This window comes from Citrobacter sp. On2M (assembly GCF_018035235.1).
Taxonomy (GTDB): Bacteria; Pseudomonadota; Gammaproteobacteria; order Enterobacterales; family Enterobacteriaceae; genus Citrobacter; species Citrobacter meridianamericanus.
In genome coordinates this window covers 224,946-245,319 of the sequence record NZ_WPCV01000001.1, presented here as the reverse complement: position 1 = coordinate 245,319, position 20,374 = coordinate 224,946, and the positions used below count along the sequence as shown (strand labels likewise).

Annotated in this window: 16 protein-coding genes; 6 read left to right on the top strand and 10 right to left on the bottom strand. The window is 50.8% G+C overall.

Going from position 1 to position 20,374, the window contains the following annotated elements; translation table 11 throughout:
* Positions 1-17: 17 nt before the first annotated feature.
* The 4 genes from On2M_RS01105 to On2M_RS01090 form a co-directional block, all read right to left on the bottom strand.
* The gene (locus On2M_RS01105) at positions 18-620 is read right to left on the bottom strand and encodes a response regulator transcription factor (protein ID WP_187253833.1); all 603 of its coding nucleotides are present in this window, start codon (positions 618-620) and stop codon (positions 18-20) included.
* Positions 621-1,024: 404 nt separating this feature from the next.
* Positions 1,025-1,135: an EAL domain-containing protein gene (locus On2M_RS01100; protein WP_210904174.1), complete on the bottom strand. Its 111-nt coding sequence runs from the start codon at positions 1,133-1,135 to the stop codon at positions 1,025-1,027.
* A 148-nt stretch (positions 1,136-1,283) separates the two neighbouring features.
* Positions 1,284-1,724, bottom strand: coding sequence for a winged helix-turn-helix domain-containing protein (locus On2M_RS01095; protein ID WP_151216916.1), 441 nt, complete (start codon positions 1,722-1,724; stop codon positions 1,284-1,286).
* Between the two features lie 588 nt (positions 1,725-2,312).
* The gene (locus tag On2M_RS01090) at positions 2,313-3,071 is read right to left on the bottom strand and encodes an SDR family oxidoreductase (protein WP_210904173.1); all 759 of its coding nucleotides are present in this window, start codon (positions 3,069-3,071) and stop codon (positions 2,313-2,315) included.
* A 119-nt stretch (positions 3,072-3,190) separates the two neighbouring features.
* Here On2M_RS01090 and On2M_RS01085 point away from each other — a divergent pair, with 119 nt between their 5' ends.
* The 3 genes from On2M_RS01085 (at position 3,191) to On2M_RS01075 (ending at position 6,783) form a co-directional block, all read left to right on the top strand.
* Positions 3,191-4,090 carry a LysR family transcriptional regulator gene (locus On2M_RS01085; protein ID WP_151223973.1) on the top strand — a complete coding sequence of 300 codons (900 nt, stop codon included), beginning with the start codon at positions 3,191-3,193 and terminating at the stop codon, positions 4,088-4,090.
* Positions 4,091-4,137: 47 nt separating this feature from the next.
* On the top strand, positions 4,138-5,166 hold the full coding sequence (gene yhjD, locus On2M_RS01080) for an inner membrane protein YhjD (protein ID WP_151216919.1): 1,029 nt from the start codon (positions 4,138-4,140) through the stop codon (positions 5,164-5,166).
* A gap of 294 nt (positions 5,167-5,460) precedes the next feature.
* Entirely contained in the window at positions 5,461-6,783 is a 1,323-nt protein-coding gene (locus tag On2M_RS01075) for an MFS transporter (protein ID WP_003023312.1), read from the top strand.
* A gap of 44 nt (positions 6,784-6,827) precedes the next feature.
* Here On2M_RS01075 and On2M_RS01070 read toward each other — a convergent pair whose 3' ends face one another.
* Both On2M_RS01070 and pdeH read right to left on the bottom strand, forming a co-directional pair.
* Positions 6,828-8,888 carry an AsmA family protein gene (locus tag On2M_RS01070; RefSeq protein ID WP_210904172.1) on the bottom strand — a complete coding sequence of 687 codons (2,061 nt, stop codon included), beginning with the start codon at positions 8,886-8,888 and terminating at the stop codon, positions 6,828-6,830.
* Between the two features lie 77 nt (positions 8,889-8,965).
* The gene (pdeH, locus tag On2M_RS01065; RefSeq protein WP_210904171.1) at positions 8,966-9,733 is read right to left on the bottom strand and encodes a cyclic-guanylate-specific phosphodiesterase; all 768 of its coding nucleotides are present in this window, start codon (positions 9,731-9,733) and stop codon (positions 8,966-8,968) included.
* 230 nt (positions 9,734-9,963) lie between these two features.
* On the opposite strand from pdeH, the gene On2M_RS01060 reads away from it, so the two are divergent.
* Positions 9,964-10,893, top strand: a complete 930-nt coding sequence (locus tag On2M_RS01060) for a sugar kinase (RefSeq protein WP_187259786.1) — start codon at positions 9,964-9,966, stop codon at positions 10,891-10,893.
* A gap of 60 nt (positions 10,894-10,953) precedes the next feature.
* Here On2M_RS01060 and On2M_RS01055 read toward each other — a convergent pair whose 3' ends face one another.
* The 3 genes from On2M_RS01055 to hmsP form a co-directional block, all read right to left on the bottom strand.
* Complete coding sequence (locus On2M_RS01055; RefSeq protein ID WP_151216922.1) at positions 10,954-12,447, bottom strand: pitrilysin family protein; 1,494 nt, start codon at positions 12,445-12,447, stop codon at positions 10,954-10,956.
* Between the two features lie 222 nt (positions 12,448-12,669).
* On the bottom strand, positions 12,670-13,956 hold the full coding sequence (gene dctA / locus On2M_RS01050; protein WP_003023301.1) for a C4-dicarboxylate transporter DctC: 1,287 nt from the start codon (positions 13,954-13,956) through the stop codon (positions 12,670-12,672).
* 157 nt (positions 13,957-14,113) lie between these two features.
* Complete coding sequence (gene hmsP / locus On2M_RS01045) at positions 14,114-16,120, bottom strand: biofilm formation regulator HmsP (protein ID WP_151216923.1); 2,007 nt, start codon at positions 16,118-16,120, stop codon at positions 14,114-14,116.
* Between the two features lie 399 nt (positions 16,121-16,519).
* Here hmsP and megL point away from each other — a divergent pair, with 399 nt between their 5' ends.
* A complete protein-coding gene (gene megL / locus On2M_RS01040; protein WP_151223977.1) occupies positions 16,520-17,716 on the top strand; it encodes a methionine gamma-lyase in 1,197 nt (398 codons plus the stop codon).
* 117 nt (positions 17,717-17,833) lie between these two features.
* The gene (locus tag On2M_RS01035) at positions 17,834-19,132 is read left to right on the top strand and encodes a transporter (protein ID WP_210904170.1); all 1,299 of its coding nucleotides are present in this window, start codon (positions 17,834-17,836) and stop codon (positions 19,130-19,132) included.
* Between the two features lie 31 nt (positions 19,133-19,163).
* Here the strand turns inward: On2M_RS01035 and On2M_RS01030 are convergent, their stop codons facing one another.
* Entirely contained in the window at positions 19,164-20,366 is a 1,203-nt protein-coding gene (locus tag On2M_RS01030) for a sigma 54-interacting transcriptional regulator (RefSeq protein ID WP_187253841.1), read from the bottom strand.
* Between the last annotated feature and the right edge of the window lie 8 nt (positions 20,367-20,374).

Sequence of the window (20,374 nt, the reverse complement as noted above, 5' to 3'; positions counted from 1 at the left end):
TGTGAAATATTCGCCCATTAAATGGCGTCGTTTAACATCATTGCCGCTTGCGTACGGTTTTTTACCTCAAGGCGCTGATACAGCGACTCAAGATGGGCTTTGACCGTTCCGGTGCTGATATTTAACAACCGACCAATTTGTTTATTTGATTCTCCGGCGGCAAGCATAGTCAGAATCTCTCGCTGACGCGCACTAAGCGATCTGATATTTTGCCCGCTGCCCTCGGGAGTTGTCATACAATCTCTGGGGATGAATACCATTCCCATCGCAACGCTATTGAGTGCCAACGTGAAGGTTTCCGCGTCAGAGTCGCGTGGAACAATAGCCAGCACGTTCAATTGCGTAACCTCCTGCAGCCATTTTTTACGGCAGTCCGTTGCTGTCACCAGCACTTTTACCGTCGAAAAGCGTTGCGCTATCTGCTGTAGCAAGTTACGGCAGAACTCAGCGTCCTGGTCGCCATCCAGCATGACCAGCGCATCAGGGGTTTCTTCCAGTTTCTGCCAAAGGTCATCTGCCTGACTGACACCCTGAACATCAACTCCTGGAATACGCCCTTGCAAACTTACATTCATTCCATGAATAAATATCGACTGCCTGTCAAACATTATTACCTGCATTACTTATCTCCGTCTGAATAAGATACTAGCCTTAACACGCGGAAGGGTATTACCCGAGGGGTAAAATAAGAAGTCACCATTTGGCGGGGGCCATTTTACCGATAGACGGAGAAGAAAAAAGTAGAAATCGAAAATAGTTACAGCTCAAACCAAATAATCACACAAAGGGACAAATGTGGCGCCAAATATTAAGGAAATCCTTAATGCTTTGAGATAAAGCTCGGCTTATTAATATTAATTCTTCGAAGTTTATATTCTTTACTAAAAATAATAAACTCACGATAACAGAAAAAAATGTTACAAAACGAAATGTCGCATCAAATGATCATCACCTGTGATTTGCTGCCTGGCAGCGTTGGTATATCAATCGATACGGAAGGCTCCGGGTGATTGCATCACTGTGATCAGGTCTTCAAAGAGACAGGTCTGCATAAATAATACCCTTGAAAAAAATCACAGTTCTTTAAGTGCAAATAGTTGGCCTGAACCTGAGTCTCAACGCCTTCGGCAACCATCAGAATCTGACCCTGTCGTCCGGGCCGTTTTTGATATCTATCGAACCATAACGCTATTTAGCGAACATTAGTTGAAAATAAATAGAAAAGATAACGATAAAAAAAAGCCCCTCGCACAGCATGCTCAGGGCAAATACCTGGGTTGACATCACTCACTCAGGTTATCTATCTTCTCCCTTTTTTTGACAGCATGAGTCGGGAGTTCGCTCACTTTGTAATAAACGGGAATGACATCAGGATAATTGATGACATAACCCTGACCTCTTATATTAAGGATAAAATCTCTGGGTAATCCCAGCAGGCCAAGTTTATTATTAAGATTGTGCAGGACTTGCCATAATCGTTGCGCAGAGGGGCTCAGATTATGCGCCTCCCAGATTTTTTCAAATAATTCTTCTTTCGTTACTGGCTGGCTTCTGGCATTTATTAATAAATACAGGAAAAGCCTTAGCATTGTTTCATTAAAGTAAATTGACGCAAAAGCGATGTTTTTCTCGGTATGGCTACCCGTAAGCCGATACAGTCGGCGATTAGAAATATCAAAATGAATTTCAGCACCAATCATAAATCCATATAGACGATAGCCCATATCTTATACCCACGTTAAATGAAGACGAACATGCACCTCTACATATAAGCGTTGAGATAATCCATACCGTTTGTATGGTGGATTATATGGCTGCTATAAATACTTTCCAATCTACATCCCAATGTACTATGAGGAACCGGTCGTTTAGTATTCGTTTATGGTAGATTTGAGGTTATAAATGAATTTCACGGTTTATTATTCTTCCTATGCGAAATTTTCAGCACATGTACCATGTTTTCATATAAGCGATCAAACACTCAATTTTTAATGTCGAATTTTACACATTTTAAAGAATTAAATCCTGATACGTGGAGAATATCAAGAAAATGGCGCACAGTCACAATCCGTCAGCAATCAAGTGACGTTTATATACTGGCATGGAGATGCGGAGGTGCTCATGGTTTCTTCTGAGGCAAATCCGCTGCCGAAGAAAATACTTAATTCAGAACGTTTATCCCGGATTTCTTTCCGCACCGCGATCGGGATATTAGATTCCAGATAATACCGGTAAACGCCACCAGCTATATTTTTACCTGGGGTGGCGCGCCGGTTTTCTATTGCTTAAAAGTTGAATAAGATACGCGCGACTTACAGGAACATTCCGCCCGATACTTCGATACGCTGCGCTGTCATCCAGGCCAACTCATCACTGAGCAACGCGGCGATCGCGTCGCCAATATCATCCGGCAAACCCGCGCGCCCCAGTGCCGTTTGCGATGCTACATACGCATTCAGCTCTTGATTATCCCGCAGTCGACCACCGCCAAAATCGGTTTCAATCGCCCTAGGCGCGATGATGTTTACTGAAATCCCCCGCTCTCCCAGTTCTTTCGCCTGATAACGCGTCAGTACTTCCATCGCCCCTTTCATTGAGGCATAGGCGGCATATCCTGGCAGCGCAAAACGCGCCAGTCCCGATGAAACATTCAGGATCCTGCCGCCATTCTGGATCAACGGCAACAGACGCTGGGTCAGGAAGAAGGGGCCCTTAAAGTGAATGTTCACTAATTGATCAAACATCGCTTCGGAGGTATCGGCAAAAGTGCCATACAGACCAATACCGGCATTGTTCACTAAATAATCAAATGATTCACGATTCCACATGCTTTTCAGCTGCGCTTGCACCTCACGGGCAAAGGACTCAAAGCCAGCCACATCGCTGACATTCAGTTGTATTGCCGCAGCTTTTCTGCCTTTTTGCTCAATCTCAGCAACCACATCCAGTGCCGCCTGCAGCTGGCTGTTGTAGGTGAAGATAATGTCCGTTCCTCTGTCTGCCAGCTTAAGTGCGGCATTTTTACCGAGTCCACGACTACCACCAGTCACTAATGCAATACGTTGCGTCATAAGAAACCTCATTTCCGACGTTGTGATGATTGAGATAAAGCTTATTAGGTGATAGAAAAACAATAAATATCACCTGTTGCGCATTACTGTTTCATCTGGAACAACAATAGGGCATGAGAATGGATAAAATTCACGCAATGCAGTTGTTCATCCGCGTCGCGGAACTGGAGAGTTTTTCACGCGCGGCAGACACTCTCGGTCTACCTAAAGGTAGCGTATCCCGCCAAATCCAGGCCCTGGAAAATCATCTCGGCACGCAGTTATTGCACCGCACTACCCGCCGCGTTCAGCTCACACAAGACGGCATGATCTATTACGAACGCGCAAAAGATTTGCTGAGCAATCTGGATGAACTGGATGGACTATTTCATCACGATCCCTCCAGCATCAGCGGCAAGCTGCGCGTCGATATGCCGGTTGGCGTAGCAAAAAATCTGGTGATGCCCCGCTTACCCACTTTCTTGCATCAGTATCCAGGCCTTGAGCTCGAACTCAGCAGCAGCGACCGCCTGGTGGATTTGATCCGCGAAGGCTTCGACTGTGTGGTACGCATAGGAACGCTGAAAGATTCAGGCCTGATTGCGCGTCCGCTGGGAAAACTCACGCAGATCAATTGCGCCAGCCCGCAATACCTCGCCCGCTTTGGGTATCCAGAAAGCCTGGAGGATTTAACCTCGCACGCGGTGGTGCACTATTCGGTCAATTTGGGAACGCGTGCGCAAGGATTCGAAGTGGCGACAGACAACGGCGCTAAATGGGTCAAAACCGGCGGCATGCTAACAGTGAACAGTACCGAAACCTATCATGCGGCATGTCTTGCCGGTCTGGGCATTATTCAGGTACCGCGCGTGGGCGTGCGTGATGCCCTGCGTGCCGGTACGCTGGTAGAAGTATTACCGCAATATCGTGCCGAGCCATTACCGGTTTCCTTGCTCTATCCGCACCGTCGCAACCTCTCCCGTCGGGTACATCTGTTTATGGAATGGCTAACCGGCGTGATGAAAGACTACGTGGACTGACAAGCTATACTGTCCTGAGAATGAACAGAACAAGGATTATTGCCCTGATGACGCAGGAAAAAGAGATTAAACGCCCCATTCAGGAACTTGAGCACGCTCCCATCCCAAAAATTGAGACCCTGGAGCGTGAAAATACAGAGACCAACGGTAAGACTAACCAGGCGTTGAAAACTGCCCTGACCTTCGCTGAAAAAATTCAACGTCAGCCCATGATTGCCCATCTGATTCGCGCTGCGGAGCGGTTTAACGATCGCATGGGAAATCAGTTTGGCGCCGCGATCACCTACTTCTCGTTTCTGTCGATGATCCCTATTCTGATGGTGTCGTTTGCCGCCGCGGGTTTTATTCTCGCTTCGCATCCTACGCTGTTGCAGGATATCTTCGGCAAAATTCTGCTCAACGTCAGCGATCCGACACTCGCCTCTACGCTGAAAAACACCATTAACACCGCCGTACAGCAACGTACCACCGTCGGTCTGGTAGGGCTTGGTATCGCGCTCTATTCCGGCATTAACTGGATGGGAAACCTGCGCGAAGCTATTCGTGCCCAGTCGCGCGATGTCTGGGAGCGTACTCCGCAGGATCAGGAAAAAATTTGGGTTAAATATCTGCGTGATTTTATCTCATTGATTGGCTTACTGATTGCGCTAATTGTTACCCTGTCCATTACCTCCATTGCCGGTTCCGCCCAGCAAATGATTATCTCCGCGCTGTATCTCGACGGTATCGAATGGCTGAAGCCCGCCTGGCGGCTGATCGGTCTGACCATCTCCATTTTCGCCAACTACTTACTGTTCTTCTGGATTTTCTGGCGGCTACCGCGTCACCGCCCGCGTAAAAAGGCGCTGATTCGCGGGACATTTATTGCGGCTATTGGCTTTGAAGTGATTAAGATCGTCATGACCTACACGCTGCCATCATTGGTAAAATCCCCTTCCGGCGCGGCGTTTGGTTCAGTGCTTGGACTGATGGCATTCTTTTACTTCTTCGCTCGTTTGACCCTGTTTTGCGCCGCCTGGATTGCCACAGCGGAATACAAAGATGACCCGCGTATGCCGGGGAAAACCCACCGCTAATTCATCAAATACTGCCGGATAACGCTCGCTTATCCGGCCTGACCAATGCTTAATTAGAAATCAACCGCATTATCAGAATTAAAATCCAGACCGTAACTTTTATTTAACCGAAAACCAGTTTTATCATCCAAGTTTTAAATTATGTGAAGCATTTCATGGAAGTGAAATCTCCAGCCTAAAAATTATCCCCTTTTTGCTCTTTTTTTGACCTCTCGCAAGGTTTGTTACAGATTGAAATGTCGCTTTTGCTGTGCGTAATATGGCCTTTCGTTCGGCCAAAAATAAGAAAATATTATGCAAGCAACAGCCACAACGCTCGACAATGAACAGGAACACACCCCGGTCAACTCGCGCAATAAAGTCGTCGTCGCTTCACTCATTGGCACTGCCATTGAGTTCTTCGACTTCTATATCTACGCCACCGCCGCGGTGATCGTGTTTCCTCATATCTTCTTCCCGCAGGGGGATCCGACCGCAGCAACGCTGCAGTCTCTCGCAACCTTTGCTATCGCCTTTGTGGCTAGGCCGATAGGTTCTGCTGTATTCGGGCATTTCGGCGATCGCGTAGGGCGTAAAGTCACGCTGGTTGCCTCACTGCTCACCATGGGGATCTCGACGGTTGTCATTGGCCTGCTGCCGGGCTATGAAACAATCGGCATTTTCGCCCCGTTGCTGCTGGCGCTGGCGCGTTTTGGTCAGGGTTTAGGTCTGGGCGGTGAATGGGGCGGCGCGGCGTTGCTGGCGACGGAAAACGCACCACCGCGTAAGCGCGCGCTGTACGGCTCATTCCCGCAGTTGGGCGCGCCTATCGGCTTCTTCTTTGCTAACGGCACGTTCCTGTTGCTTTCCTGGCTGTTGACCGACGAACAGTTTATGAGCTGGGGCTGGCGCGTACCGTTTATCTTCTCTGCGGTACTGGTGATTATCGGTTTGTACGTTCGCGTGTCGCTGCATGAATCCCCGGTCTTCGCCAAAGTGGCTGCGGCGAAAAAACAGGTGAAAATCCCGCTGGGTACTCTGCTGACAAAACATGTTCGTGTAACGATCCTCGGCACATTCATCATGCTGGCGACCTATACGCTGTTTTATATCATGACCGTCTATTCAATGACGTTCAGCACCGCCGCTGCCCCCGTAGGGCTTGGCCTGCCGCGTAATGAAGTGTTGTGGATGCTGATGATGGCGGTTATTGGCTTTGGCGTAATGGTGCCGGTGGCGGGCCTGCTGGCCGATGCGTTTGGTCGTCGCAAGAGCATGCTCATCATCACCACGCTTATCATTCTGTTTGCGCTGTTTGCCTTTAAACCGCTGCTCGGTTCTGGCAATCCGGTGCTGGTGTTCGCCTTCCTGTTGCTTGGCCTGAGCCTGATGGGTCTGACATTTGGTCCGATGGGCGCGCTGCTGCCGGAGCTGTTCCCGACTGAAGTGCGCTATACGGGAGCGTCGTTCTCGTACAACGTGTCATCGATTCTTGGTGCGTCCGTTGCCCCTTACATTGCCGCATGGCTGCAGGCGAATTACGGCCTGGCGGCGGTTGGTACGTATCTGGCATCGATGGCGGCGTTAACACTGATTGCGCTGCTGTTAACTCACGAAACCCGCCATCAGTCGTTGTGATTCTTTTGCCGGATGCGGTAGTGACACCGCATCCGGTGCTCTCATCACTTCTTCATCTGCGACAGGATCGTCCGACACTGATTCGCGTCCCCCTCTGACGGCGAAATCAGCGCCAGCAGAGCTGCCGCTGGCGTCACCAGCGTTGCCAGCGCGGCAGCAACCGCACCGCGCGCAATCAGCGGTCCGGCCTTCACGCCAGCCTGTGGATTTTTAAAGGTTCCACGGACATACAGCGGCGAACGCAGGGTAATAATACGGATACCTTTGCTCTCCGGATCGATGGTTAAATCCAGTTGCTCCGACGCAAAGCTCGCCGTACCGGTGACATTGATGACCGCGTTTTCGGTGTCGAAAGCAAAAATCTGCGGACGCGCCACCCCGTTAACAATATCCAGATTCGCTGCCGCGCAGTTTACCCGCACCTCATCATCACCAAATATCTGTCCGACGATATAATTGCCCAAATTCAAGCCAACAATTTCCATCAGATTCCGGCTGATTAACCCATCATTCATCAGCAGCTTCAGATTGCCATTGCTGTTACCCAGCAGCGCAGCGATCGAGTTTCCACTCCCGCTAAACCTGGCGTCACCGTTCATTTCTCCAAGCGTTTTCTGCATCAACTCTACATCCGGCATCAGCGCTTTTAGCTTCAGGCGTCGAGCCTGAATGTCCGCCTGCCCCCGCATCGGCTTTTTGCCCCCTTCCAGGTGGATGCTGGAGACAATGCTGCCCCCCGCGAGGCCAAATTTTAGTGGCTGCAGCCGTAGGTCGGCATTTTTCAGGATGATATGTGTGGAGAGATCGCTGATCGGCAAACTACTGCCGTGTTCGATACGTCGCCCTTTGAAACGTACGTCAGCATCCATCACGTTCCATTTGTCGGTTTCAAATCGGTCATATGGCAAAACCTTGTCCGCTGGCTGGACGCTCTTCTCGCCTTTGCGCTGCTCAGACTGTTTTGCCCGCTCCGCCCCTTTGCCTGAATCCACTCCGATCAGCGGCCCCAAGTCTGCCAGCCTCAGTTGGCGCGATTCAACATCCCCCTTCAGCATGGGTCGCGGTTTACCGGTGGTATAGGTCAGCGTTCCGTGAATATCGCTGTCGCCAATGCGGCCATTGAAATCGCGATAATCAAAAACAGAGGATTTTTCCGGATCAATTTTAGCAATCAGACGCCCGTCAGTTTCAAACGGCGGTGTATCCGGGAGCAGCACGCCGGTCAAATCGTACAAATCCCCTAGCGAATCTCCCGAGAATTTAAGTCGCAGATCCGCTCCGCCCATATTCATTGGATCGTTTATCGTACCCATAAACGCCACGCGCGTACTGCCCGAACGGAAATCAGCCTGAATCGGGAAAGAGGTTCCTTCGCCGCGCAGCGCCAGCATTCCGCCAATTTTTCCGCTACCGCTTAGCGGTTCGCCGTTATATCGCCCTTGCGCTTTCAGACCATACACATAGTCCTCAACGCGAACGTTGCTCTCTTTACCTTTTGTGCCAGTCACTTCGCTAAAGGGCAATGGTTTCCCCAGCGGATCGATCAGGATCTCAAGCTCCGACTTCGTCACTTTATCGTTAATGGCGATCCGCCCTTGATCGAACAAAATGTTATCCAGCCGGAAAGACCATGCGGATGGCGGCGGATTAGAGTCGCGGTTTTCGTCCCCAGCGAAGTTAAAGGTCCAGTTATTGTTTTTCTCCGACAGACGGATCAGCCGCGCATCGGGTTTTACCAGCTTGATCCACGGGAGCCAGACTGTCTTTGTCAGCAATGCCAGTGGGGCGAGCGTGGCTTCAACGCGCGGGAGATGCACCATGGTAACGTCAGGAATATCCGGCGGGTTGCCAAGGATGATATCTTCGGCATGAATATGCGGCCACGGAACCCAGCTACGCCAGCCGGTTTCCTGCTTTTGGCGTTCCCAAACCACGCCCAGGTCACCCCGTATAGCGAAGGGCCGATTGAGTTCTGTAGAGACTTTCTGGTTGATGGTCGGTTTGAGCCGATTCCAGTCAAATGTCGCAATCACAATGATGAGTACGACGATCAACAACAAGAAAACCCCTATTATTGAAGTGGTTATTTTGCCTGTTTTCGTCATGTCTAACCTCCTTATTTCCTTCCTTGCCTGTCCTAAAGATAGTCCAGCAGGAAAAAAGGAGGTGTTCTACATCTTCATCAAAGCGACAGCATCACGTCTTCGAGGGCATCAAGAGGCAATGGACGAGAAAGAAAATAGCCTTGCGCAGCAAAAGCCGGTGAGTTTTGGACATCGCGCCACTCTTCCAGCGTTTCAACGCCTTCGACAATCACGCCGCGGCAATAGCGATTCATCAGCTGTAATAGCAGCGTGAAGAGATTGCGACCTTCCGGCGTCTGGCGCAGCATGACAAACAGATCCCGCGCCACTTTGATATAGTCATAGCTCACTTCGCTTAGGGCCGAGAAGTTCGCCATTCCGGTACCAAAATCATCCAGCCAGAGCGGGCCAAACTCGCACATTGAGGCGAACGACGACCCCTTCGGTAAGCGGATGTGCTCCACCAGTTCAAAGCGCAACCACGGCAGACATTCGATGATTTTCAGAACGTCAGCATCCTGGCGCATCGCAATGAGTGTTGGCCCGTCGACATTCACCGATGCCAGCAGGCCGTTAGCTCTAAAAAACGCCCCTTTTTGTTCGAGCTGCAAAAGCTGTTCTTTCACTACATCAACGCGATGCCGGACGGCCACTTCGGCAAAATAGCGATCTGGCGCGATACGGTGGGTGGGGTTTTCAGGATGGCTCACGACGGTCAGCAGCTCAACGGCCATCAGCCTTCCGTTGGTCTGGTAAATTGGCTGGTAGGTGTAAGCACGCTCGCACTGCAGCCAATAGCGTCTCTCCTGCAAGCTTTCAATACTCGCATCAGGCGTAATTAGCCGCTGGGTAACCTGCTTTATCATCTGAGATGTCCTGTAAATAAGAGTGTGACTGACCGGACTCGTCAAAGGTTATCGGCGCTCAGGCGCAGAACTTTACGTTCCGCCTCAGGCAAAATAGAAACTAAGCGGTAAAAAACGACGCAGAACACGTGCTGGCTCAAAAAAATAATGGAACGATGTTTTAATATAGTTGACCACTTAACACCCACAGCGCACACTAACGCTAATTTTTTTCACAGCAGGTTACGACTATGTCCAGAAAGATTGCCGTGATTGGCGAATGCATGATTGAGCTGTCACAAAAAGGCGCTGACGTTCAGCGCGGATTCGGTGGCGACACGTTGAATACATCCGTTTATATCGCCCGCCAGGTCGATGCTGCGGCACTTTCCGTACACTATGTGACTGCACTGGGTACCGACAGTTTTAGCCAACAAATGCTCGAATCCTGGCAGGGCGAAAACGTGGATACCTCATTAACCCAGCGCATGGAAAATCGCCTGCCGGGCCTTTACTACATAGAGACCGACAGCACTGGCGAACGTACCTTCTATTATTGGCGTAATGAAGCAGCCGCAAAATTCTGGCTGGAGAGCGAACAGTCCGCCGCTATTTGTAACGCGCTGGCGACATTTGACTATCTGTATCTGAGCGGGATTAGCCTGGCAATTTTAAGCCCGGCAAGTCGTGACAAACTGCTGTCGTTGCTGCGTGAATGCCGCGCCAACGGTGGAAAGGTCATTTTTGACAATAACTACCGCCCACGTCTGTGGAGCAGCAAAGAAGAGACGCAGCAGGTGTATCAACAGATGCTGGAATGCACCGATATCGCGTTCCTGACGCTGGATGATGAGGACGCGCTGTGGGGTGAAAAACCTGTTGCCGAGGTGATGGCTCGTACTCACGCAGCTGGCGTGCAGGAAGTGGTAGTGAAGCGCGGCGCAGACTCTTGCCTGGTTTCCATCGTGGGTGAAGAACTCATCGATGTCCCGGCCGTAAAACTGCCGAAAGAGAAGGTGATCGATACCACCGCTGCGGGAGACTCCTTCAGCGCAGGGTATCTGGCGGTACGTCTGACCGGCGGCGATGCCGCTGATGCCGCGAAACGCGGCCACCTGACGGCAAGCACCGTTATTCAGCATCGCGGGGCGATTATCCCACGCGACGCCATGCCGCAATAACTTGTTGTTCTTGTAGGCCGGGGGCGCTTCGCTTGCCCGGCCTACAGGTTACGATCCCCTTTATTGTACCGGCGGGATGTCCGTCACTTCAGGATGTGATTCATCCGTTTCAGCCGACGTTGCCGCTGCGCTAACCGGCGCCATAATGCTATCCCACGTCGCTTGCAGATCCTTCATATTGAATTCAGGCTCACCTTTCGGCTGCAGCAGAATTAACGCCATATCTTGCGACAGTTGCTGACGCAGATCCTGGTTCAGCATCTCAACGCTCAGGCTGTTAAGGAAGCTCTGGCGTAAACGCTGATACTGTTCCGGCGCAATATCCACGACCTGGTTTTGCAACGAACGCAAACGCTGGCTGATCAAGATATCGGTGTCGGTGCGGCCATAGGTGGCAAACAGCTTTTGCAGCTCCAGATTCTTTTGTGCGACCAGCGCATTGAACTCTTCCTCCGGCAAGCCCTTATCGCGCACTTTGGCCAGCTCACGCGCAACCGTACCGAGGTTCGCATTCAGCTTATCGTTCGGCGATTCAACGTTGATGGCGCACTGCGCACGCAGGAACAGCACCCGACAGTCAAAACCAAGGCCAATGTCTTTGGTATTGTTTTTACTCAGCTCCTGCTGAATGTGCCAGAACAGCGCCTCACGGGCTAAATCTGCGCGCCAGTAACGTAACAGCGCGGCAGATTCACGGATGGGCTGCCACGGCGTATCCCACATAATGGAAAGGCGATCCTGGCGTACCGCATCGGTCATAATGCTCACGGCTTCTGCACGCAGCGGCGAAAGCGTCGGTACTGGCGCAGGCGTTTCACGTTTTCCTTTTAACTCGCCAAAAGTTTTATTGATTTGCTCAGCCACGCTGCGCGCATCAACGTTACCGACGATAATCAGCGTCATCGCATCCGGGGTATACCATTTCTGATAGAAGGCGTGGATTTTTGTCGCATCGACAGGCGTTTTCAGCGGATCGGCTGGATCGTGGCCCAGCAACGTTGATCCCTTCAGACGATAGCGCCACCATCCCTCTTTGGTATCTGACGGCCAGGTTGCAACCATATCTTCGCTACTCAGCGCATGATTGACCGTTTCAGGGGTAATGCTCAGATTGCCGGAGATATTCGCCAGGTAAGAAAGTGACTCTTTCAGTAGATCGTTACGGCTGTTTGGCAGACTGAGGTTGTACAACGTGGAATCATAGGAAACGATAACGGGCGGCATGGGACGTTTGGGATCGAACCCCTGCTGCCACAATGAACGGGCTTGCGTGGCATCGAGGCCACCGCTTTGCGTCAGCGCGATACGTGGGATCGCATGGCTGAAACCACTCTGTTGCGTACTTTCGGTGAGTGAACCGGTATTAACCAGCAGGCGGACCTCAATACGGTCACTGGGGCGCTGGGGAGTGGCTAACACTTGCCACTGTAGACCATTTGCCAGCGTGCCCTGTTGCCACGCCGGGTCAGGCTGGAGCGCATCTGCCTGCACATAGCCGGCAGTGGCCATCATCAGCAAGCCGCCCGCTAAAAGTCGAATTTTTGTGCCCTGCATGTGAACCCCTGATCAACTATCCTGGAAATAAAAAGACAGCCCGCAAAAGGACTCTCTGAATATGACGTTAAAAACACTTCGTGTTAGACCGCAAGAACATGAAAATGTCACGGAGGAAGTGAAAAAATCCCGACACCGCCGAATCGACGGTTTCAGGCACAGGGGTTAATTATGCGCAAACACCCGCAGTCCTGGAAGGGACTACGGGCATAAGTGGAGAGATTAAGAGGATATTTCGTGCGTTTTGCCATCCGGCGCACGATTATTCAGCACATCGTCCAGCTTTTTATGGTCCAGTTCTTTGACCCATTTGGCGACGACGACAGTTGCCACACCGTTACCGACCAGGTTAGTCAGCGCACGTGCTTCAGACATAAAGCGGTCAATACCGAGAATCAACGCCAGACCCGCAACCGGCAAATGGCCCACCGCGGAGATCGTCGCGGCCAGAACAATGAAGCCACTCCCGGTCACACCCGCAGCACCTTTTGAAGAGAGCAGGAGCACCACCAACAGGGTTATCTGATGGAAGATATCCATATGGCTGTTGGTCGCCTGAGCGATAAACACCGCCGCCATCGTCAGATAGATTGATGTCCCATCAAGGTTAAACGAGTAGCCCGTAGGAATAACCAACCCGACAACAGACTTCCGGCAGCCCAGTTTTTCCATCTTATCAAGCATACGCGGCAGTGCGGACTCGGAAGAAGAGGTGCCCAGAACGATCAGCAGTTCTTCACGGATATAACGGATGAATTTGAAAATGCTGAAGCCGGTTGCGCGAGCAATCGAGCCCAGCACCACGACCACAAACAAAATACAGGTTATGTAGAAGCAGATGATCAACTGGCCCAGCTGCACCAGCGTCCCAACGCCATATTTACCGATGGTAAAGGCCATGGCACCGAAAGCACCGATCGGCGCCAGACGCATGATCATGTTGATGATGCCGAAAATAACCTGCGAAAAGCTTTCAATCACGTTGAAAATCATCTGGCCTTTGCTGCCCAGACGGTGCAGCGCAAAACCAAACATTACCGCAAACAGTAATACCTGCAGGATATTGCCGCTGGCGAACGCGCCAATGACGCTACCCGGGATAATATCCATCAGGAAGCCTACGATCCCCTGGTCTTTTGCCTGTTCAGCGTAAATGGCAACCGCTTTAGCGTCCAGCGTCGCCGGATCGACGTTCATTCCGGCACCGGGCTGCACTACGTTGACGATGATAAGGCCGATGATCAGCGCAATCGTACTGACAATTTCAAAATAGAGCAGTGCAACCGCACCGGTGCGACCGACTGCTTTCATACTTTCCATGCCTGCAATGCCGGTAACGACAGTACAGAAGATGACAGGTGCGATGACCATTTTGATGAGCTTAACGAAAGCATCACCAAGCGGCTTCATTTGGGCGCCTAATTCAGGATAGTAATGGCCAAGGAGGATACCGATGGCAATTGCTGTCAGGACCTGAAAGTAAAGGCTTTTGAATATAGAGGTCTTCATAGGGTGTCCTTAAAGTAAAAACCACAGGTCTTGTAAGGTTTTGTTTAACCTGCGGCCCTAAAGTAACACCCACACAACATGACAGAAATGTGCCTGGATCATAATTGATACAGAAATGTTAAAAATTTTGAGCTGGCTCGCACAAGCGAGACCTTTTTTAACTTTTGTAATCAGCGTTTTCCGGCGCCAGATAACGTTCTTCGAAGATATTAGCCGGAACCGGTCGGGCAAACAGGAACCCTTGCGCCACTTCCACCCCCGCTTGCGATAACCATTCGCGTTGCGCTTCGGTTTCGACGCCTTCGGCAATCATCTGCAAATTGAGTCCATGCGCCAACTGAATAATGGCGGAGATCATACTGCAATCTTCAGGGACGCCATCGACAAACATCTTATCGATTTTCAGTACATCCACCGGTAGCGATTTCATATGCTGTAGCTGTCGCAGACCCGCATATCCCATACCAAAGTCGTCGAGGGCAATACGCACGCCCGCGTTGCGCAGCGGACGTAAAATAGCCACAGCGGCATGGGGATCATCAATATGCCGACTTTCGGTCACTTCCAGAATCAACGTCCCAGGCTTGATACGATAGCGGTTTAGCAATTCCAGCAGATCCGACACCATACTTGGGTGCATTAGCTGTAGCGCAGACAGATTCACCGAAAGCGGCAGCATCAGACCACGTTCCTGCCAGGCCGAAAGCTGGCGGCATGTCTCTTCCAGCACCCAGTAACCTACCGTCACCATCAGACCACAGGACTCAATCCTGTCGATTAGCCCTTCAGGCAGTTCCCAGCTTCCGTCCGGCTGCTGCATGCGCAATAAAGCCTCTGCGCTCAATATTTTACCGCTGGACATTTCCACCTGCGGCTGCATCCACAACGCAAACTGATGGTTATCCAGCGCGGTAAGAATATCGTTCTCTTCCGTCAAACGCTGCTGCGCTTCTTCCATCTGCAACGGATCAAAGAACTGAATCTGGTTTTTACCTTTATGACGCGACGTTAACACGGCTGAGAGCGCGCGGCGGTATAGCTGTTCTGCGGTCAAATCGCCATTAAACATCGCCACCCCAATGTTGCAGGTGGGACGGAGTTGAATCCCCTGAATCGGTAACCGCTCGTTAACGATAGTGAGTACTTGCTGACCTAACGTAATCGCGTGCCAGGGCTCCTTTACGCCATGTGCGATAATGGCAAAGTCATAGCCGCTCACCTGGGTAAGTACCATTCTGGGGGCCAATACTGATTTCAGTTTTTCAACCAGCGTAAGCAACAGGATTTCCCGCTGGGTCTCGGATAACACCCCCGCGGTATCACGCAGGGTTTCGCAGGTGACAATCATCAGCGCCGTCGTCTGCTGGCGGGTAACAACCTGCTCCAACAGCCCCATCAGGAACGACTTGTTGGGCAGTTCGGAAACCGGGAACCGCATTGAATAGTCGCTTTGTTCGTCAGTGTAGCGCTGAATCTGCTGCTGATTAAGGTTGTAGCTACGCACCAGCAGGCCAATCTCATCGTCCTGATGCAGGCGCGGCAACGCCAGCTGATAGCCAATCAGATCCTGCTGAGGGATATCGTTCAGCTCGCGAGCGATTTTACGTAATGGATGCAAAATCAATCGGTTAATGCACCATGAGATCGCCACCGTGAGTACCAACGATAAAAGTAAGTAAATGGTCACTAACGTTGAAAGCGTGCTCATTACGAACTTGTACATACGGTACGAATCCGCCTGCAGCACCAGATACGCCAGCGGTTGCGGGTTCGCTGAGCGCTCGAGGGAATATACCGGCAGCGAAATTTGCACCGGAAGTTCAAACAGGCGAGTTACCGTAACAGGAACTGGGCGCTCAGGAATAAAACTCATCCGTAGAGCCTGAAACTGATTGGGCAGCACCACATCGGCGCGGCTGACCACGCCTGCTGGCCGAATACTTTTTAAAATGGCTTCCGCTTCAGGAATATCCCCTTTCAAGATAGTGCCCGACAGAGGCTCACGGACGGAGCGAGCGATACTTTCCAGTTGCGTAGCCGTGTTATAGCGGTTCTGCTGTACCAGATGGAACAACAAAACGGTGCAAAAAATAAACACAAACACCATGACAACGGCCGCAACCATTGCCATCTGCTTAATTGTTAACGAGCGGCTGACACGCAAACTGACTCTCCACGGATAGACGAAACTGCCGTCAGAGTATACCCGATCGTAGCGGTATTAAGAGAGGCGGTATCTGAAAACTTCCCAACGTGCATTATCGCGACAGGATAGGCACGTGGCGACGAGATTTATCTGCATTTAAGCCGAAAAAGGCCGCAAGGTCGCCTCTTGCGGCCTGGTTCGGGCGCATGTTGCCGTTACGGCAGGCAGACGCCCGCAAAGTGCATTACTTCCTGGTATGCATCCTGCACGCTGGAAAGATTCTTGCCAGTTGGCAACATTCCTGCCGACAATTAATGCCAGCAGATACATAACTCATTGATATCTATTAGTTCACTTTCTGGCACAGCGATTGCTATTTGACTGTGAGCTGTTCTGTTCCGAATCAAAGGAGATATCATGTCTGACTGTCGTACTTACGGATTCAATACCCAGATCGTTCACGCGGGGCAACAACCCGACCCTTCAACTGGCGCGCTTAGTACGCCTATTTTCCAGACTTCAACGTTTGTATTTGACAGCGCCGAACAAGGTGCCGCCCGCTTTGCGCTCGAAGAGTCCGGGTACATTTACACCCGTTTAGGCAACCCCACCACCGATGCGCTGGAGAAAAAGCTGGCGGTGCTGGAAAGAGGTGAAGCCGGGCTGGCCACCGCGTCCGGTATTTCTGCCATCACCACCACGCTGCTGACGTTGTGCCAGCAGGGCGACCATATCGTTTCCGCCAGCGCGATTTACGGCTGCACCCACGCATTTCTGTCGCACAGCATGCCGAAGTTCGGCATTAACGTCAGCTTCGTCGACGCGGCAAAGCCTGAAGAAATCCGCGCCGCCATGCGTCCGGAAACCAAAGTGGTGTATATCGAAACGCCCGCCAACCCGACGCTGTCGCTGGTCGACATTGAAACGGTAGCCGGTATCGCCCATCAGCAAGGCGCACTGCTGGTCGTGGATAACACCTTTATGTCGCCCTACTGTCAGCAGCCTTTGCAACTGGGCGCGGATATTGTGGTGCACAGCGTCACCAAATATATCAACGGTCACGGGGATGTGATTGGCGGCATCATTGTTGGTAAGCAGGAGTTTATCGACCAGGCGCGGTTTGTTGGCCTGAAAGATATCACCGGCGGCTGCATGAGTCCTTTCAATGCGTGGTTGACGCTGCGCGGGGTTAAAACGCTGGGTATTCGAATGGAGCGCCACTGTGAAAACGCGTTGAAAATCGCCCGTTTTCTCGAAGGGCATCCGTCCATTACCCGCGTCTATTACCCTGGTCTGTCTTCGCACCCGCAGTATGAGCTGGGCCAGCGGCAGATGAGCCTGCCAGGAGGAATTATCAGCTTCGAAATCGCCGGCGGCCTCGATGCTGGCAGACGGATGATCAATTCTGTAGAATTGTGCCTCCTCGCGGTCAGTCTCGGTGATACCGAAACCCTCATTCAGCACCCAGCGTCTATGACACATTCGCCCGTTGCGCCAGAGGAACGGCTTAAAGCAGGTATTACCGACGGGCTTATCCGTCTTTCTGTGGGTCTTGAAGATCCAGAAGATATTATTAACGACCTTGAACACGCCATCAGAAAGGCAACATTCTGACCATTACGACCTGAACCGACGCCGATCGGTTCAGGTCGTTGAGAATCAAGGCACAACAGTCTGGCTATACGCACAATCCTCTTCCGGGGAGCGCGCGTATTTTGGGCAGGGGGTTCTATGCAGGACAACACAATACAATTAAGCAACAATACAGCAACCGCCGTACCATTCTCAAAAAAGATACCGTTTACGAAATACGATTTTGGCTGGGTATTACTGTGCATCGGCATGGCAATTGGTGCCGGAACGGTGCTAATGCCAGTACAAATTGGCTTAACTGGCATTTGGGTGTTTATCGTTGCCTTTATTATTGCCTATCCGGCAACCTATATTGTGCAAGATATTTATTTAAAAACATTATCAGAAAGTGAAACCTGTAATGACTATACCGATATTATCAGTCATTACCTAGGAAAGAACTGGGGCGTATTTCTTGGCGTCATCTATTTTCTGATGATTATTCACGGGATATTTATTTATTCCTTATCGGTGGTTTTTGACAGCGCCTCATATATCAAAACTTTTGGTTTGACCGATGCCGATCTTTCGCAGTCAATAATCTACAAAGTAGCCATTTTTGCAGTGCTGGTCGCCATTGCTTCCGGGGGAGAAAAATTGCTGTTCAAAATTTCCGGCCCGATGGTGGTGGTCAAAGTGGGTATCATCATCGTGTTTGGTTTTGCGATGATTCCGCACTGGAACTTCGCTAATATCAGCGCTTTCCCTGAAGCCTCTGTTTTCTTTCGCGACGTGCTGCTAACCATCCCGTTCTGCTTCTTCTCTGCGGTGTTTATTCAGGTGTTGAACCCTATGAACATCGCCTACCGCAAACGAGTGGCGGATCGAGTGCTGGCCACACGTATGGCTATACGCACGCATCGGATCAGTTACATTACGCTGATTGCGGTCATCCTGTTTTTCTCTTTTTCTTTTACCTTTTCCATTAGCCATGAAGAAGCCGTATCAGCCTTCGAACAAAATATTTCCGCATTGGCGCTGGCGGCACAAGTCATTCCCGGACAGATTATTCATATCACCTCAACGGTGCTAAATATCTTCGCCGTATTAACCGCGTTCTTTGGTATTTATTTGGGATTCCACGAGGCGATTAAAGGAATCATTCTTAACGTTCTGAGCCGCGTTATTGACGTGGAGAAAATTAATCCTCTGGTGCTTACGCTGGGTATTTGTACCTTTATTGTTATCACCCTGGTGATTTGGGTATCGTTTCGCGTATCGGTACTGGTGTTCTTCCAGTTAGGCAGCCCGCTATACGGGATTGTGTCGTGTATTATTCCGTTTTTCCTGATCTATAAAGTCACGCAGCTGGAAAAACTGCGCGGGCTGAAAACCTGGCTAATCCTGCTGTACGGGATCCTGCTGTGCCTGTCGCCGTTACTGAAGCTGATTGAATAATCCGTTTAGCGCCGTCAACACCTGGCGGCGCTTAGCTCACACTCTCCAGTTGATAGCTGCGAATTTTATTCAGAACCGTGGTATGTGACACCCCCAGCGCTTTGGCGATATGCCGCGACGAGACATTCTCCTCCACCATCTGTTCAATTAGCTGGCGTTCAGCACACAAAACCTGCTCTTTAAAAGGACGTTCTGTTGAGCCTTGCTCAACGACAGGTAGATTCAGCATCCCTAATTCTTCCCGCGTAATAACATCGGATTCCGCCATTAGCATCAGACGAATAATGGTATTTTCCAGTTCGCGCACGTTTCCCGGCCAGCTGTGATGGTGCAGGGCATCAAAACAAGCTTTATCCAGAATGATCCGCCGCTGGAATTCCTTTGCGTATTTCTGCACAAAGTGGCGAATCAACAGACTGATATCCTGCGGGCGCTCCCGCAAGGGTGGAATAGTCAGAGAAAGTACATTGATGCGGTAATAGAGATCGGCACGCAGCAGGCGTTGTTCCACCATATCTTCCAGATTGGCGTTGGTTGCCACAATAATGCGTACATTAACCGGAATAATTTGTGCCCCGCCAACGCGACGGATCCCGCCATCCTGCAGTACGCGCAATAATTTAGCCTGTAAACCCAGCGACATTTCACCAAATTCATCGAGAAAAAGGGTGCCTTTATCGGCCATTTCAAACAACCCTTTTTTACCTTTACAGTCCGCGCCGCTAAAAGCCCCTTTCTCATAGCCAAAGAATTCACTCTCCATCAACGACTCAGGAAGCGCAGAGCAGTTAACCGGAATAAACGGATAAAAACGCCGCTGCCCGGAATTATGGATAGCCCGGGCCAGCAGCTCTTTGCCTGTGCCCGTATCGCCACGGATCAGAACGGTATATTTGCTGTCAGCAATTTTTATCGCCTTTTCGATAAGCGAGTGCATGCTCTGGCTGCTGCAAATAATGTCAGAGAAATAGCGCGGGCGTTCCGGCTCAGACATCGACAACTCGCTTATCTCTTCGCACAGGTAAGCGACATTAATAATATCGGCACGCTGGCTTAAACAGGATTGCACGCAGGAAATATCCTGTAACTGGCGGCACCAGGATTTTATCAGGATCCGTCCAGGCGTGACTTTCATGGAGATGATATTGATATCGCAGCAGGAAAATTCCTTCAGGACATCCTCAACCATCGACAGACGATCAATTGTTTTAATATCCCAGCGTATCGTAACCACATTTGCTC